Genomic DNA, 16,238 nt, shown 5'->3' with positions numbered 1-16,238 from the left:
TTACTACTTTTTGCTTAATAATTTATACACCAGTTCTTTGGTTAAAGGCTTGTCTGCTGCTTTTTCTCTTAGCAAACTAAAAGGGTACTTAAAATCACAGCCATTTTTATAATTACTACAACCATAAGCTGTTTTGCCTTTTAGCACACTACCTGTAGTACAAACAGGGCACGGCATTGGGTCTGGAACCTCTTGTTGTTGCTCTTTTTTCTGTTTTACAACAGTCTTTTTTTCTTCTAAAACCAAGCTAAAATCATCATTAAAACGCAACAAGCCCTCTGTGGTTCCGTTATCTGTTTTAAAACCTTTTAAGTTTACCGTACAGCCTTTATCTAGTAAACGTATGTATTGTTTTTCTGATATTTTTTTATCCTTAAAAACAAAAGGCAATACCAATGTACATCCCGTTTTATAAGCACTACAACCGTAAGCTGTTTTTCCTTTTAAAATTTGCCCCTGTTTACATTTAGGACAAGTTTTGCCCTGCATTGCTGCCGTTTTCTTTTCCTTTTTGGGTTTTGGAGCTGCTGCTTTTGCTGCTGCATGCGATATTTTTACGTGCCTTTTTTCTGTACGCACCTCGTACACCAAATCATCAATCATTTGCTTCATGTTCTTTATAAAAACACCAGCATGGTAATTGCCACTTTCAATTTGTTTTAATTGTTTTTCCCACATACCAGTAAGCTCGGCAGAAGTCAACAATTTGTTTTTTATAATCGCTATAAGTTGTATGCCGGTTTGCGTAGGCAACAACTGCTTTTTTTTACGCTCTATGTATTTGCGTCTAAAAAGTGTTTCTATAATATTTGCCCTGGTAGACGGTCTTCCAATACCGTTTTCTTTCATCAACTCTCGCATTTCATCATCATCTACCTGCTTACCTGCGGTTTCCATTGCACGCAGCAAACTAGCCTCTGTGAACTGATTTGGTGGCTTTGTTTCCTTTTCTAAAAACGATGGCTCATGCGGTCCTTTTTCGCCCTTTACAAATGTTGGTAAAATGCCTTTTTCTGGTTTGTTTTTAGCATCAGGATTTTCAAAAACTACACGCCAACCTTTTTCTAAAATTTCTTTTCCGGTAGTTTTAAAACTTACCGTATCTGCCTTACCTACTACTGTGGTGTTAGCAACCTCACAATCTGGATAAAAAACAGCAATAAAACGTTTGGTAATAATATCATACACCTGTTGCTGACTGTATTGCAGGTTCATTTCTACACCTGTAGGTATAATAGCGTGGTGGTCTGTTACTTTTTTATCGTTAAAAACCTTAGCAGATTTTCTTATTTTACCCGCTAATACAGTGGTTGTTAAATTTTGATATTTGGTTAGCTTTTTTAAAATTCCGGCTACTTTTGGGTACACGTCATTAGGTAAAAAAGTAGTATCTACTCTTGGGTATGTTACCACTTTTTGCTCGTATAATTTCTGAACTATTTTTAAAGTCTCATCTGCAGAAAACCCAAACTTGGTATTGCAATACACCTGCAGCCCAGTAAGATCAAACAACTTAGGCGCATACTCTTTTCCTTTTTTCTTGGTTATAGATGCAATTTCAAAATCGTTTTCTTGTACTTTTTTAGCAAAAGCCTCTCCTTCTTCTTTCTTTAAAAACCTACCTTCCTCACAATTAAACAAGGTATCTCTATACAAGGTTTGCAGCTCCCAATATGGTTGTGGTTTAAAATTTTCAATTTCTTTAAACCTATTTACAATCATTGCTAAAGTAGGCGTTTGCACACGCCCTACAGAAAGCATTTGTTTGTAACCACCGTGCTTAACGGTGTACAAGCGTGTGGCGTTCATCCCTAAAAGCCAATCCCCAATGGCTCTAGAAAAACCTGCGTAGTATAAATTATCATACTGTGTAGCGGGTTGTAATTTAGTAAACCCCTCTTTTATGGCCTCTGTAGTTAAAGACGATATCCATAAACGCTGTACCTCACCTTTGTACTCTGCCTGGTCTATAACCCAACGTTGTATAAGCTCCCCTTCTTGCCCGGCATCACCACAGTTAATTACAACACTAGCTTTGTCAAATAATTTTTTTACAATGCCAAATTGTTTCTGAATTCCGGCATTGTCTACCACCTTAGTTTTAAACTTATTAGGTAGCATTGGCAAGTTGTTAAGGTCCCAACTTTTCCAGTGTGGTTTGTAGTCGTTAGGCTCAAACAAGGTACATAAATGGCCAAAAGTATAGGTAACTGCATAGCCATTGCCCTGGTAATAGCCATCATGTTTGGCATTAGCACCTAATACGGCGGCAATTTCACGGGCAACACTTGGTTTTTCTGCAATACATACTTTCATAACTAAAAACAAAAATAGGTTTTTATTGGTGGTTTTTTTTAGGGTTGGTACAGAAAGAAATTAACAAAAAACAAGCCTTAGTGCTGCTTTTACTACCAAAATAAAAAAACTAATACCAACTATACTAAAAAATTACCCAATTACACATTTCCGTAATTAGGGTATAAAAAATAGTTTTACATTGTAGGAAAATTTAACAACCAAAAAAAACAACTGGCAAGCCAAATGTGCGTTTATACAACCATATTGGCGGAATAAACGCAATGAGTTGCGTTTATCCACTAGTTGTAGCCAATACAACCAACATACAGAAAACCAATAAATGTTAGACCAATCCTTCTCTTACGAAAATTTCAGAATCTTACTTGATGTAGAGAATAGAAAAGGGCGCTACCTAGAAGATAAAGCCTTTTTTAATTCGGATTTTTTTAAAAAATCAAGAGATATTTCAAACTTAATCATTGATAAAAACCAAGAAATTAGGGATGAATCTTTCAAGGTATTTTCAATAAAAATCATCAAGAATAGAAATTACACCAAACTAGACATACTAAAAGAAGAAAAACAGGAGCTAAAAAAAACAAGAGAAAAAATTCTTCAAGAGATACTAATTGAAATTGCTCAAAAAACGGATATTGAAGATTATGAACTCAAAATAAAAAAAGGACAAATAAAATGGGGAAGTCAGCTATACGAAATTGAGCGTAATCCCGAAAATTATTTTGTAACCAAACAGTTACAGCGAAATATTTATAAGACTTTTAAAGTTAAACAAGCCAGTCGCAAAACTATTATTGGTCAATTATCACTTTTATTGAATGATGGATTCCCTAAAATAATTATTAGAACAGATATTAAAAAGTTTTACGAATCTATTCCTCACAAAGAACTATTAGCAATAATTGAAGAGAACAGCTTATTAAGTTATCCTTCAAAAAAAATAATTAAACGTGTTTTAAATCAATATTGGAATATCTTAATTGCAGACGGAACAAAATCAAAAACAGATGAACGACAAGGTATACCAAGAGGAATCGGTTTTAGTGCCTATTTGTCTGAACTATATTTAAGAGGCTTTGACAAAAAAATTAAATCTCTGAGCAATGTAACCTACTATACAAGATATGTAGATGACATTATTATTATATTTACGCCAAGTCACAGAAAAGAAATTAGAAGTAAAACATCATACATAAATAACATTAAAAACATTTTATTGAGTTCTACTAAATTAGAACTTAACACGAACAAAACTGAAGTTTTAAATCTAACAAAAGAGAATAGAGAAAGGAAAATCTCACAGAGTTATGACTTAACATATTTAGGTTATAAATTCAAATTGAGTTACACTAAAAAAACAGAAACAAAATACAATAAAACCGTAACAAAAATAACAAAAGACAAACTTCAAGTGTTTATGTCTGATGATAAACTTACTCGTTATAAAAATAAAATAAACGCATCTTTTTCTGATTATAGTTCTGACATAATAAAATATGCTAGTGCGAAAAATACAACAGAAAGATTGTTATATAAAAGACTTAAATTTTTAACCAAAAACCATCAATTATTTAGACGAAAGAGTAATGTATTTATAGGGATTTATTTTTCAAATGAATTCCTAACTGAACCCTATCCTGATTTAATAGAATTGGATAAATATTTAAAACAAAAAATATCTACTCTACCTGTATCGCCTAATTCAAAAATTCGAGCAAAACTAGGTTCCTTATCATTTGAAAAGGGTTTCAGAACAAAGAGAATTGTTCGTTTCAATATTGACTCTTTTAAAAATGGAAAAATGATTAAAATCTGGAAAGAACTATAACTTATGCGAAAAAAAGTTCCAATTTCATACTCAAAAGAAAGAGTCGTATTATCAGATGTTTTACCTTATGAAACACCTGTAACATTTTCAAATAGATATTTCTACAAATATTTACTAAAACATAAAAAAAGTGAATCTAATTTAAGGTTTAAAGATAGACACAATAAAGCCTATTCAGAAATAGAGTGGATTTTATTCAATGTTAAAGAAAAAACTACACCTTTTAGTTTTAACATTACACATAAAAAAAATGACTTTAGAGAACTGTGCGTAATTCATCCATCCAATCAAAGGAATATGATTGAATTTTATGACAAGTATAAAGAACTCATAATTTACTATTGTTCTTTAAGCCCTTTTTCAATTCGTAGACCTTCGAAAGTTGCTAATTTTACTTTTTATAACGATGTTCTTCATAAAAAAAATGAAGACAAAGATTTACAACATTCTCAAATCGAGCAAGATGATAGTGAATACGAAAACTTAAAATCATTTTTCAGTTATAGAAAATATAGCAATATTCATAAGTTTTACGAGTCTTATCAATTCCACAGAAGTGAAAAAAAATATAATAAGCTTTTAAAAATTGATGTTACAAAATGCTTTGACAGTATATATACACATACTATATCTTGGGCAGTTTTTAATAAAAATATTGTAAAAACAAACATTGAATCTTCACTTTCAACTTTTGGAGGAGAATTTGACCGTTTAATGCAAGACCTAAACGCAAATGAAACAAATGGTATAATTATAGGTCCTGAATTTTCACGTATCTTCTCTGAATTAATCCTTCAACAAATTGATATTGACATTTATGAAAATTTAAAAATACGTGATAAAAACGGAAAAGAATTAATACATAAAGTTGATTATGAAGTTTTTAGATATGTAGATGATTATTTTATTTTTTACAACTTAGAATCCGATTTAGATAGAATATCGGAAACTTTCAAATTATCATTAAAGAAATATAAAATGTATCTCAATGATAAAAAGTCAATTCAATATTCTAAACCAATTATAACAGAAATCAGTATTGCAAAACAACAAATAAATGACCTGTTTAATAACCATTTACTCTTAAAAGAAAAGGATAAACAAGAAGACGATGAGCAAATAAAAGCAATTTTATATTTCAGTTCAAACAACGTAATTACACGCTTTAAATCAATTATAAAACAATCTGAAGTTGATTATAAAGATATAATGAATTATACTTTAGCTGTTCTTGATAACAAAACGAATAAATTAATCAAGAAATTCAAAAAGCTTGAAGAGGAAGAAGAAGAAATTTCAAAGAAAATTCAAAAAGAATTCGAGACAGGGTTTTTAGAAATTTTGGACGTAACATTTTTCCTTTATTCGGTTTCACCTAAAGTTAATTCTACAATAAAAGTTTGTCTAATAATTGATAAGACTACCAGCTTTCTTAAAAAAAATAAAACAAACGAATACAAAGAACCTTTCACTTCTAACTCTAAACATAATATTTTAAAGAAAATATCAGATGAAATTAACTTAATACTTCAAAAGAACAAAACAAAAAAAGAAACACAAATTGAAACACTTTATTTACTGATTGCTTTAAGTCAACTTGGAAGAGAATATCGCTTAAATTTTAAGGTACTTTGCTCTTATCTAAATATTAAAATTAATAAAAATAATTCACTGGAATTTCTCAATGAATTAAATTATTTCTCGATTACAGTCCTATTATTCTATATAAGAGATATTAAAGTCTATCAACCTATATTGAAAGAGTTAAAAAAAACAATACTGGAAACATATAAAGTTTGTAAAATAACAGGATGGAGAGATAAAACAGAATTAGTTTTATTATTAATGGATATATTAGCTTGTCCTTTTTTAAATCATAAATTAAATAAAGAAGAAAAAGATAGTTTAAACTCTGACATTTCTAGTGTTTATAATTCCGCAATTTTACCTATGCATAATCAAGAAGATTATTTATTTGCATTGAAAAAAAGTTTAGAACAGTTTAAAACAAATAAATCATTACATAAAATAGAAAAAAATATTATATTTAGAGTTATTGGAAATTACGAAAAATATGTAGACGAATTACAAAAATCTATTTGGCAGAGACAAAATATTTACAATCTAGAGACTAAATTTGTCAATTCTATTATATCATTCAAAGATAATTTTGATAATAATATCAACAAATACGAATATAAACTAAAGCTTCTGAAAGAAGTCGGAATATACAAGAATAGGGTAGCACTTATTGAACAAGAAAAATATTGGTTTACCAAATGGACTGATTTTGATTTTGGTCTAGAGCTTCAAGCAAAAAGAAGTCAAGAAGTATATTAAGTTATACCGTAACTGACAGCTAGCAATAGCAACACACACAAACGGTGTAAGTAAACTCTATAGCTGAGTTCTTACTAAAAAGTAGTCTGAGTCAGGGACTACTTTTAATATTAAGCAATAAGAAGTACTGGCTACAACAAAGTACTGTGGTAAAAAACCCATTAATTTTAAGCTAAAGTACCTCTGTAAGTATCGTCATATACTAGTCCTGATTTTGCGATAGCAAAGGCTTGTTTTTTCTGTCTGTTTAAGAACTCCAACGTGTCGGGACTTGCGGAATATTCTATCTGTGATTTATTTGCTAAATTAGGTGCTTAGCCACTCAACAATCATATACAAAACCGTTAGCAGTAATTAAAACCAAATGAGAAACCTACTAATTTTATTAATGTTTTTTACTTTCAACGAACTGATTTCGCAAGAAATAATCGGAATGAAAGAAGCCTACATTGAGATTAATTTGGTTTATAAAAACGCTACTGACCAACTGTTTTCTGGAATTGCTCAAAGCAAACGGAAAAACGGACATTTAGTTTATGAAGAGGAATATAAAAATGGAGTTATTCTGTCGAGTAATTTATATTATAATGGAAAAGAAATAAGAGTTTCCAATAAAACGATATATAATCCGAATAAACCATTAGCCCTTTCAAAAGAAATTAAATATCATTTGGATGGCGAAATTTTTGAAACTACAACTTATAATGATGACGGAATAAAAATCCTTGTTGAACAATTTAAAAACGGAAAACTGACTTATAGTTGTCAATATTTAGGAAAAAAGAAACACGGACTTCAGTTTTGTTATGGAGAAAACGGAGAGAAAATGACATATCGATGTGAATTTATTAACGGAAAGAAAAACGGAACGGAATACTGCCTGAATGACGACGGAACTGAAACCAAAAAAGAATATCGAAACGGAAAGAAAATAAAATAACTATTGCCAACACCTTATAAAAATAATTGCGATTTAGTGCTTAATCAAGGGGCGTTGCGTGTTTGTAACGTCTTATTTCCTTTCGGAGAATCCTCGAGAATACAAACCCGCAACTATTCTTATACATAAACGCTGTATATAATTATGAAAAAACTATTACTTCCATTTATACTAATCGCATTATCATTAAACGCACAGCAAAAAGAAACTGTGGATTTAAAGTGGAAAATAAGCGATACGCTGACTTATAAAACAGTAATGCGAAATATAGTTCTAGAGAAAAGCGAAGAACAAACCGAGAACGATTCTATTTCAAAAAAAATGAGCGGAATGTTTAAAGCAATGCAAGAACAATTATCTAACTTGAAATACGAAACAAAACTATTTCCTGACAAAAACGGAAATGTGGACATTGCTATGATGCTTAAAAAAGAGAAAGCAGACACAACCAAAACTTTATTTTCAGGAATGGCTAAAATGAATGGAAATGTAGTTTTAAGAGGGAAAGTAAGTCCTGACGGAGAATTGTTGAGTTTCTACTACAAAAGTGCTCAAAACAACTTGATTTCGATATTGTTTGAACTTCCGACTAAACCAGTTTCAATTGGAGACCAATGGGAAGTGAAAGTTGATATGATTTCGATGGACCAAAACTTTAAAGCGGATACACTTTCCAAAAAAAACGTGGTAAAACTTAAAGACATTAAAAGCGATAATGGAAAAAAGATTGCTGTTGTCGAATATGATATTGAAGAATTCGTTTCTGGAGATTTCGGAAATAGAATTATGAATATGTTTTCTAAAAATAAAGCTGATAAAAAAACATTTATGAGAATGTCCCACAAAGCAATAGCTGAATTTGATTTAGAAAAAGGATATTGGATATCATATGACGGAATTATGGACGTTGAAACTAATTTTTCGCTTATGGGAATGGGTGGAAATAAACGAACTGAATTTAAACTAACTCCTGAAAAATAACTGTGGGCAGCAATGGCTATAATTATACGGTTTTTAGGCTTTAAGCTAAGGGCTGTGTTTATTTAGAATGTCCGCCAAATCTTTTTGATTTGGCTTTTAAAAAAAATAAAACAACTAGCAAGTGTGCGTTTATACACTAGTTAGGCATAATCTGAAAAATCACAATGCGAAAACTAAATATCCTTTTCCTCGACTGGAGACTTTCAAGAAGTTTAACGGAAAGTGCATTGTCCTCTGAATTGAATTCTTCAGTTTTTAATTTAACTAAATTATTAAAGGAACAATTGAGGAATAATGACGATTTGGGGAAAGAAATGATGAAATTGTTAGAAGGTGGAGAATTACTTACAACGGAAATTATCGGGAGGTTTATCTCAAGAAATTTAAAGACAATCAATGGAGATATAATACTACTTGAATACCCAAGAACTTTGGAACAATATGATGGATTAAGAAAAGTCTTGAAAAATGACAACATTGAGTTTGAAAACATCTGGTATTTTAAACAACGTGAACCAAATCTATTTATGAAAGAACATTTTGAAAATCCAAAAGAAAAACAATTGATTGATAAATATGGCTTGGAAATAATTGAAAAATGGGAAACGGAATTTAAGAAAAGACGTGAACAGATTATTGAAATACAAAACGTATCTGATAAAACTAAATGGAAAATAATAGAAATGGATTATGTTGCGGATTTAAGTGTTGAATATATAAAACAGCGGATAAAAGACTGTACCTAACAAGGTGTATAAAACATAGCTAGTAAGTGCTAAATCCTACGATTTGTGCTTATTTGCAAAGACCTCCAAATTTTTAAATTTGGCTTTTAGAATAGAAAAATTAAAAACAAAACATAAAAATTCGGCTCTGTGTTAGTCCCAAAAATTAGCGTCATTTTACACGCTACGTTTCATACACAAGACCGTTGTGCTTAATTTACCGAAATGAGAATTATTGAGATAAATGGGAATAAATTCTCAAATCAAAAGGGTTTTTATCGAGAAGTAGAAAAGAAAATGACTTCTGGTCTAAATTGGAAAATTGGACGAAATCTAGACGCTTTTAGTGACGTTTTGTATGGTGGTTTTGGAGTTCATGACGTGGACGAAAAATATATTTTAAAATGGCATCGAAGTGAAAAAAGCAAATCGGAATTGAAATACTTTGACCGAATAATAGAGATAATTAAAGAATACGAAAATGTTGAATTACAATTGACATAAATGCTATTCTGGAAAACTAAAAATAGAATTGAACCCAAAAGGGAATTTTACTCGAAAATTAAAGAGTATTATATTGGAATTGCTGACAATCAAATCCCAATGAAATTGCTGAATGAAATAATTTCAAAAGTTACGGACAGAATTTATAGTGATTACAAGCGGTTTTGGAAACAGTATCCTAAATCCCGAAAAAGATATTCAACTCTAAAAATGGATGATATTGAGAATCCTTATATCCTCTTTCTGATAACTGATTTCTTTGAAGAGAGAAATATTACGGAAAGTCGGAATTTTTCAAAGATTCTGTTTAAAATGAATGAGGAAGAATTTGATAAGCATTTGGAATATAAAAACTGGTACGAAACGAAATAAAAACTAAGCACAACAATGGCTATAATTAATACGGGTTTTGGTGCTTAATCCAAAGTTTAGTGTTTTTTTTATAGAGTCCGCCAAATCTTTTTATTTGGCTTTAAAAGAGAAAAGATAACCTTAAGATAAAAAGTTACGCTAAATAATTAACCAGAAATAAACTACTTTTATTTTCTGTACTAACCTTATATAAACACGTTAGCAAATATATGAAGACACTAGTAACTTTATTGGTAATATTTGTATTTTCAAACTGCTTTTCACAAGATTTTAAGCATTTCGAAATTAAAAGATTAAATTCGTTTGGAATCGAATTGGATTTAGACAATCAAATGAATGAAAGTTATAATTTTGATCTTAACACAATTTTGAAGAAAGAAAGAAAAAGAAGGAAAAATAAAACTGCTGGAATAATTTTTACCTCATTAGGTGCATTAACTACAAGCTTTGGAGTTCTGATATTATCTAATAAATCTGGAAATGATGAAGGAAAAGCTATTCAAGGATTTATAGGAGGAATGTTTGTAGGAACCGGAATTGTTAGCGGAGGCATTTCAATTCCTTTTTTTAAATCAACAAAGAAAAGAAGAAAAGAACGAGACAAACTGATTGAAAAATATGTTATTGAAAAATAACTAGTACCTACAATTTTTAAACGCAATTACGGCGAATTCGATTTTGGCCGAATCCACTCGGAATTGCTAACGTCTGTGCTTAATCTAAATTTATGGCTAATTTACCTGTAACTGACGTTTATACGAGACCGTTGTGTGCCATTTAAAAACATCATTGATAAAATTATGAAACAACTGATTTACGGACTATTATTATTTGCTTTCCTTAGTTGCGGACAGACTTCAGTAAATTTCTCAAAATCTGAAATATTATTATTTGAAAATGTAGGCTTTGACAAAGAGATTTTGTCTGACTTAAAAAAAGCAGCTGCTGAAGAATTTTTTCAATTAGAAATATCCGAACCTGGATATATTATTGACAAAAATGGAACGCAAAGTAAAACTGAAATCGAAAAGTTAAACGGGATTTCATTTAAAACATCCGAAAATAGGGCGTATGAAATTATTCTAGAAAATAGAGTGGAATTGAAAAGTAAAGGTTATCAATTGTTTTTATCAGAAAGCGGATACGAAAGTCCTTCAACCGTTTCTGTTATTAAATCAATGGACAAATTTGATATTCTTAAAACTCAAAAAACCGATGGAATTAATTTCGGTATTGAGAACAAAGATGTTATAGAAAAGCTCAAAGTTTGGGACAAGAAATATGGAATTGAAATATTAGGAGCTGATTATGACTGGGTTGACTTAACATTTAATACAGACATTATTGATATTGCGGCCTTCGCAGCAGAAGTATACGACTTTTGCCCAGATTCAGTAGACCAAGGAGTTGGCCAAATAAGTGAGCTTGAAAGAATCATTAAAGAAGAAAAGCGACTATTCTTATGGTGGGACTAAAAAACGGACACACAACAATGGCAATAATTAATACTGCTTTTACTTCCAAAAAAGAACACCAACTATACTAAAAATTACCCAATTATACATTTTTGTAATTGTAGTATAAAAAATAGTTTTAAATTATAGGAAAATTTAACAACAAAAAAACCAACTAGCAAGCTAAATGTGCGTTTACACAACAATATTGGCGGAATAAACACAATGAGTTGCGTTTATATGTAGTTATGCCTTATTTAAAAAAAACTATGGATAGAATAGAACCCGAACCTGAAATGAAGGAATTAGGAGAATTTTTAAATTCATTCAACAAGGAAAGTGACAGAGGAGCAGTATTATTAGCTGGTTCCATATTGGATGAATGGCTTTTGGAAATTATAGAATCATATTTAATTAAAGATAAGGTATCAAAAGAATTGCTATTAGGATTTGGAGCACCATTAGGGACATTCTCTGCAAAAACTAAAGTTGCCTATTCTCTTGGTCTAATTGAGAAAAAAGAATACGAGGAAATAAACATTATAAGAAAAATAAGGAATGAATTTGGTCATAGTTGGAAAGGTGTGAATTTTGAGTCAACCAAAATCGAGAAAGAGTGTAATAAACTTGATTGGTTAGGTCCAATTGATGACTCAATAAAGAGAACAAACAGAAGTAAATTTAATTTTACAATTGCGATATTATTGACTGACCTTCTTTGGAGGAAAAGATTAGTTAAAAAAGAACAACTTGTCCAAAGAAAGTGGACAAATAAAACAAGATAAATACAATGTTTGAATTCCTTAGAAATTTAATAACTATTCCGCTTTGGACTTTTCTTGGTGTATTAATAGTTTGGATTATTTTTCGATTTCTTCTAGTGAAAATTTCAAATCTTACAGCTGTTACTTGGACTAGGTTAGAATATATTTGGATAGGTATTGGTCTATTAGGAGTCCTAACTTTAGTAGATGAGAATAGAAAACAATTTAATAAAAGTGAATTAGAAAAAGTTGAAATCTGGATTAAAAACGATTCTAAATCGTTACTAAACTTCACAAACAACCAAATGCATTGCTTTCAATATAACAACACAGGCTTATTTTCACAAGAAGAATTTGATAGAAAGCAATCTCATTCAGATTCTATTTGTTGTTGGGTTAAAAAAGTTGGATTGGTGGTAAAAGAATCAACCGAAAAAGGATACACCAAAATTGAAAACACACCGGAATTACTGGTTTCTGAAAAAGAGAAAGAGTTCGCTTTTAAAGAAATAGAAAGAAGCTTAATTGAAATCAACAAAAATATTGAAAGGCGAGACGTATTAATAACTGAAACCAATGATAATTTCTGGAAAGGTTTTAAATATAGCTTTGGTCTTTTATTATTAATAATAGCTTTTGGAATAAGATTAACAATCATTTCAAAAAAAGTCAAAGACGTAAAAAACAAGGCATAACAATGTGTATAATTAATGCGGGCTTAGTGTTTAAGCCAATATTTTGTGTACTTTTACTAAGTCCGCCAAATCTTTTGATTTGGCTTTAGAACAAAAAAAGATAAAACAAAATAAAAAGCTTTGACTAAGTGCTAAACTGAAAGTCTATTGACTTTCTATTTCCGCACTAACCATACACTCAACGTTGTATAGCATTAAAAAACTGATAATGAGAACAGAAAAAAGCCATTTTTGGATAGGTAAATTTGATTCTGAAGATTTATACTTTGATTTTGTTGGAGAAGATGATAGTCGATATGAATTGGATGATTATGATGATGTCCCTGTTTCTAAATTTGCTAAATCTCAAGGAGAAATATGGATTGACCACGACTTTATGGAGTCTGGATTTGAAAAACCAAACAAGGACATAAAAATACAATTTGACAAATATTCTTACGCTTATAACTGGGGAAAAGAACTCGAAAAAAGATGTTCGAAATTAACCCAACTCGAAAATAATACTTTGATATTTATTAATGAAAATCAAATTGAAAAACCAAATTCGGTTAACGGAAATGGATTTACTCTTGAGTACCTAGGAACAATAGAATATGAAATATAAAAACGCTATACAACAATGGCTATAATTAATACGGGTTTTGGTGCTTAATCCAAAGTTTAGTGTTTTTTTTATAGAGTCCGCCAAATCTTTTGATTTGGCTTTAAAAATAAGGCAAAAAAAAAGTAAGCCTTAGCGCTACTTTTACTTCTAAATTAAAACAAACGAACACCAACAATACTAAAAAATTGACCATTTACACATTTCCGTAATTGTAGCACAAAAAATAGTTTTACATTGTAGGAAAATTTAACAATTAAAAAAACTAGAAAGCCAAATATGCGTTTACACAACCATTTTGGCGGAATAAACGCAATGAGTTGCGTTTATATGTAGTTGGCACCTATTTAAAATGAAGACAATACTAACGACAATCATATTACTTTTTTCGGTAATTGGACTTAGAGCCGAATACCGACCGCTTGACCTTTATGAAATGATTTTGGGTGCAGAGAAAATTGTTTACGGTGAAATAATTGAATTGGACTCTTTGACCTTTACATTGAAAGTGGAAAGAAATCTCACGGGAGACGAAACTGAATTAGTAATTCAGCGATTTGAGAATTGGCCTTGTGCTCACCGTTGGACTGATTATAAAGTAGGACAACGATTATTTCTGTTTTTAAAAAACTACAACGGTAAACTAAATTCAATGAGTGGTGGAAATGAAGGAGAACTACCAATCCAAAATGAATCAGTTTATATCAATAGCTTCTCACTTGACCCGCCACCACCTCCAAACCCAAATGGACAGTCCAACGAGATCTTAGAACAAGATTTTATAGACTCTAAAAAATATAGAGTGTTCGGCAATGACTATTTCGGTCATAAAACTGCCTTAGATGACTTTACCTCGACAGTTATTCGAATCAGAAATTGCTTTGAAATAAAATATGGGAAATATCACCAAATTGAAGAAGCAGTCATAAAATGTGATGAAAAGCAACTTGAAAAAGACAGTGAGACCGATAGAATTCTCAATTGGACATATAAGAAATTAAAGAAAAAAACAGGTGCCAACAATGTATATAAAAAATAGGCAGTATAGTGCTAAATTCATGGGTTTCGCCTCGTATCAAACATTGTGCTTAACCGAAAATTTGGTGTTTCGAAAACGCCTACTTTTCATATACTAAACGTTGTGCGTAATTTGAGAAAACATAATAAATGAAATTAAAAATCCTTTTTACAATTATATTAACTCTCAATGTCGCCATTTCACAAGCGCAGAATTTACTCAGTAAAAAACAGATAACTGAAGACATTGAATTTCTGACAAAGACTTTAAATGAAAAGTCTTCCTATGTTTACCTAAATGAGTATGATTTCAATACCGATTTTGAAAACTATTTAAAAACTTTAAGCGATTCCACCCGACTTGAGAACTTTGGAATGTTTATTACCAATACTTTAGCAAAAATTGGAGACAGACATTCTTCCTTAAGTGGAATAAGAGGTTATGATTTAAAGGAGTCGCTGTTTTTACCATTTATTTACGCTCCTTTAAATGATAGAGTTGTTGTTTTAAATAAAAATCAAAATAAAGAGTTAGAAATACTCAATCCTAAATTTCCTTATCTCAAAAAAATTGACGGAATTGATATTAATAATTTCCTACAAAAAACACGACCAGAAGACATAAAAGCACCGCAAGAAACCTATTTTACATATGCTGTAAGAGATATTCGAGACATTGAAAAAAATTATATACTTCTCAATAAAACACTTTCTAAAGAAATAGAATTGACACTTTCAGATTCTACTTTCAACAATGACACTATTTTGACTGTTAAACCAATTAATAAGTCACAAAGGCAAAGACCTTGGGATGAAAGATTTGAGGTAGATTTTTTTAGAGTAAAAGATGAAGATTATAATAAACCTGTAATAATCGAAAAGCTCTTTAAGATAAAAGAAAAAATCGCATATATCAAAATTCCCGAAATGGTTAATAAAGATGAAGCACCTCTTCTTTTTGATAAAGTCAATTCATTTATGCAATCAATCCAAAATGATAGCGAAGCCTTGATTATTGATGTAAGAGCCAACAGTGGCGGAACCCGTGATTTATTGTATGAATTCTCAAAATACTTAATACATCCAGATTCTATATATGTTGTAAATGCTACTAAACAAAGAGGTCCGCTTCCATTACCAGAAGATTATAAAAAAAGTTTAAACAATCGTTTTTTATATACCTTATACGAATTAGACGATGAAGAACAAAAAAAGGCAACAGAATTTTTAAAAAATTTTAAGCCAATCTATGAATTGGATGAAAACAAATACAGCGAATATTATTTTGGATTGTTGAATGGAAAGAAGTTAGGTAAAACAACTTTTCACTATAACAAACCTGTCTATATTTTAGCCAATGAAAAAACATTTAGTGCAGCATCTGTTTTCGTTTCTGCTTTCAAGGACTTACCTAACATCAAGATTGCAGGAGTAACAACAGACGGCTCAAGTGGAAACAGCGAATGGGTTGACTTGCCAAACTCAAAACTATTTGGAAAAATAAGTACAATGGTTTCTTTTCAAAAGAATGGGGAAATTTTGGACGGTTACGGAACAGAACCCGACATAAAAATTGAAAGAGACCTCAATCAGGTTCTTTGGCTATCGGATACGCAACTTGAAAAATTAAAAGAATTGATATTAACGCAAGAAGAAAAAACTACGCACAACAATGGCTATAAGTAATTGCTTGTTCTCGCC

15 protein-coding genes are annotated in these 16,238 nt (G+C 30.6%); 14 read left to right on the top strand and 1 reads right to left on the bottom strand.

The annotated features are described in order from the left end of the window. Positions 1-3: 3 nt before the first annotated feature. Entirely contained in the window at positions 4-2,316 is a 2,313-nt protein-coding gene (locus tag AX016_RS06155) for a DNA topoisomerase 3 (protein WP_100894780.1), read from the bottom strand. A 322-nt stretch (positions 2,317-2,638) separates the two neighbouring features. Here AX016_RS06155 and drt3a point away from each other — a divergent pair, with 322 nt between their 5' ends. The 14 genes from drt3a (at position 2,639) to AX016_RS06085 (ending at position 16,223) form a co-directional block, all read left to right on the top strand. Then, the gene (gene drt3a / locus AX016_RS06150) at positions 2,639-4,144 is read left to right on the top strand and encodes an antiviral reverse transcriptase Drt3a (protein ID WP_100894779.1); all 1,506 of its coding nucleotides are present in this window, start codon (positions 2,639-2,641) and stop codon (positions 4,142-4,144) included. Positions 4,145-4,147: 3 nt separating this feature from the next. Continuing rightward, positions 4,148-6,484 carry an antiviral reverse transcriptase Drt3b gene (gene drt3b, locus AX016_RS06145; RefSeq protein WP_100894778.1) on the top strand — a complete coding sequence of 779 codons (2,337 nt, stop codon included), beginning with the start codon at positions 4,148-4,150 and terminating at the stop codon, positions 6,482-6,484. A gap of 433 nt (positions 6,485-6,917) precedes the next feature. Continuing rightward, positions 6,918-7,424 carry a hypothetical protein gene (locus AX016_RS06140; RefSeq protein ID WP_157811102.1) on the top strand — a complete coding sequence of 169 codons (507 nt, stop codon included), beginning with the start codon at positions 6,918-6,920 and terminating at the stop codon, positions 7,422-7,424. Between the two features lie 144 nt (positions 7,425-7,568). Then, positions 7,569-8,405: a hypothetical protein gene (locus AX016_RS06135; protein ID WP_100894776.1), complete on the top strand. Its 837-nt coding sequence runs from the start codon at positions 7,569-7,571 to the stop codon at positions 8,403-8,405. Positions 8,406-8,569: 164 nt separating this feature from the next. After that, a complete protein-coding gene (locus AX016_RS06130; protein ID WP_100894775.1) occupies positions 8,570-9,151 on the top strand; it encodes a nucleoside monophosphate kinase in 582 nt (193 codons plus the stop codon). A gap of 204 nt (positions 9,152-9,355) precedes the next feature. Continuing rightward, the gene (locus AX016_RS06125) at positions 9,356-9,634 is read left to right on the top strand and encodes a barstar family protein (protein ID WP_100894774.1); all 279 of its coding nucleotides are present in this window, start codon (positions 9,356-9,358) and stop codon (positions 9,632-9,634) included. Next, positions 9,635-10,006: a hypothetical protein gene (locus AX016_RS06120; protein WP_100894773.1), complete on the top strand. Its 372-nt coding sequence runs from the start codon at positions 9,635-9,637 to the stop codon at positions 10,004-10,006. A gap of 209 nt (positions 10,007-10,215) precedes the next feature. After that, entirely contained in the window at positions 10,216-10,641 is a 426-nt protein-coding gene (locus AX016_RS06115; protein ID WP_100894772.1) for a hypothetical protein, read from the top strand. Between the two features lie 165 nt (positions 10,642-10,806). Then, on the top strand, positions 10,807-11,481 hold the full coding sequence (locus tag AX016_RS06110; RefSeq protein ID WP_100894771.1) for a DUF4253 domain-containing protein: 675 nt from the start codon (positions 10,807-10,809) through the stop codon (positions 11,479-11,481). Between the two features lie 248 nt (positions 11,482-11,729). Beyond that, positions 11,730-12,245 (top strand): MltR family transcriptional regulator, encoded by a 516-nt coding sequence (locus AX016_RS06105; RefSeq protein WP_100896812.1) that lies wholly within the window; start codon positions 11,730-11,732, stop codon positions 12,243-12,245. 5 nt (positions 12,246-12,250) lie between these two features. Then, complete coding sequence (locus tag AX016_RS06100) at positions 12,251-12,919, top strand: hypothetical protein (protein WP_100894770.1); 669 nt, start codon at positions 12,251-12,253, stop codon at positions 12,917-12,919. A 208-nt stretch (positions 12,920-13,127) separates the two neighbouring features. Then, positions 13,128-13,523 carry an immunity 22 family protein gene (locus tag AX016_RS06095; RefSeq protein ID WP_100894769.1) on the top strand — a complete coding sequence of 132 codons (396 nt, stop codon included), beginning with the start codon at positions 13,128-13,130 and terminating at the stop codon, positions 13,521-13,523. Between the two features lie 349 nt (positions 13,524-13,872). Beyond that, positions 13,873-14,559, top strand: a complete 687-nt coding sequence (locus AX016_RS06090) for a hypothetical protein (RefSeq protein WP_100894768.1) — start codon at positions 13,873-13,875, stop codon at positions 14,557-14,559. 128 nt (positions 14,560-14,687) lie between these two features. Next, positions 14,688-16,223, top strand: coding sequence for a S41 family peptidase (locus AX016_RS06085; protein WP_100894767.1), 1,536 nt, complete (start codon positions 14,688-14,690; stop codon positions 16,221-16,223). Positions 16,224-16,238: the final 15 nt, after the last annotated feature.

It is taken from the genome of Cellulophaga sp. RHA19 (assembly GCF_002813425.1).
In the GTDB taxonomy this organism is placed as follows: domain Bacteria; phylum Bacteroidota; class Bacteroidia; order Flavobacteriales; family Flavobacteriaceae; genus Cellulophaga.
This window is presented reverse-complemented; position numbering and strand designations above follow the sequence as displayed.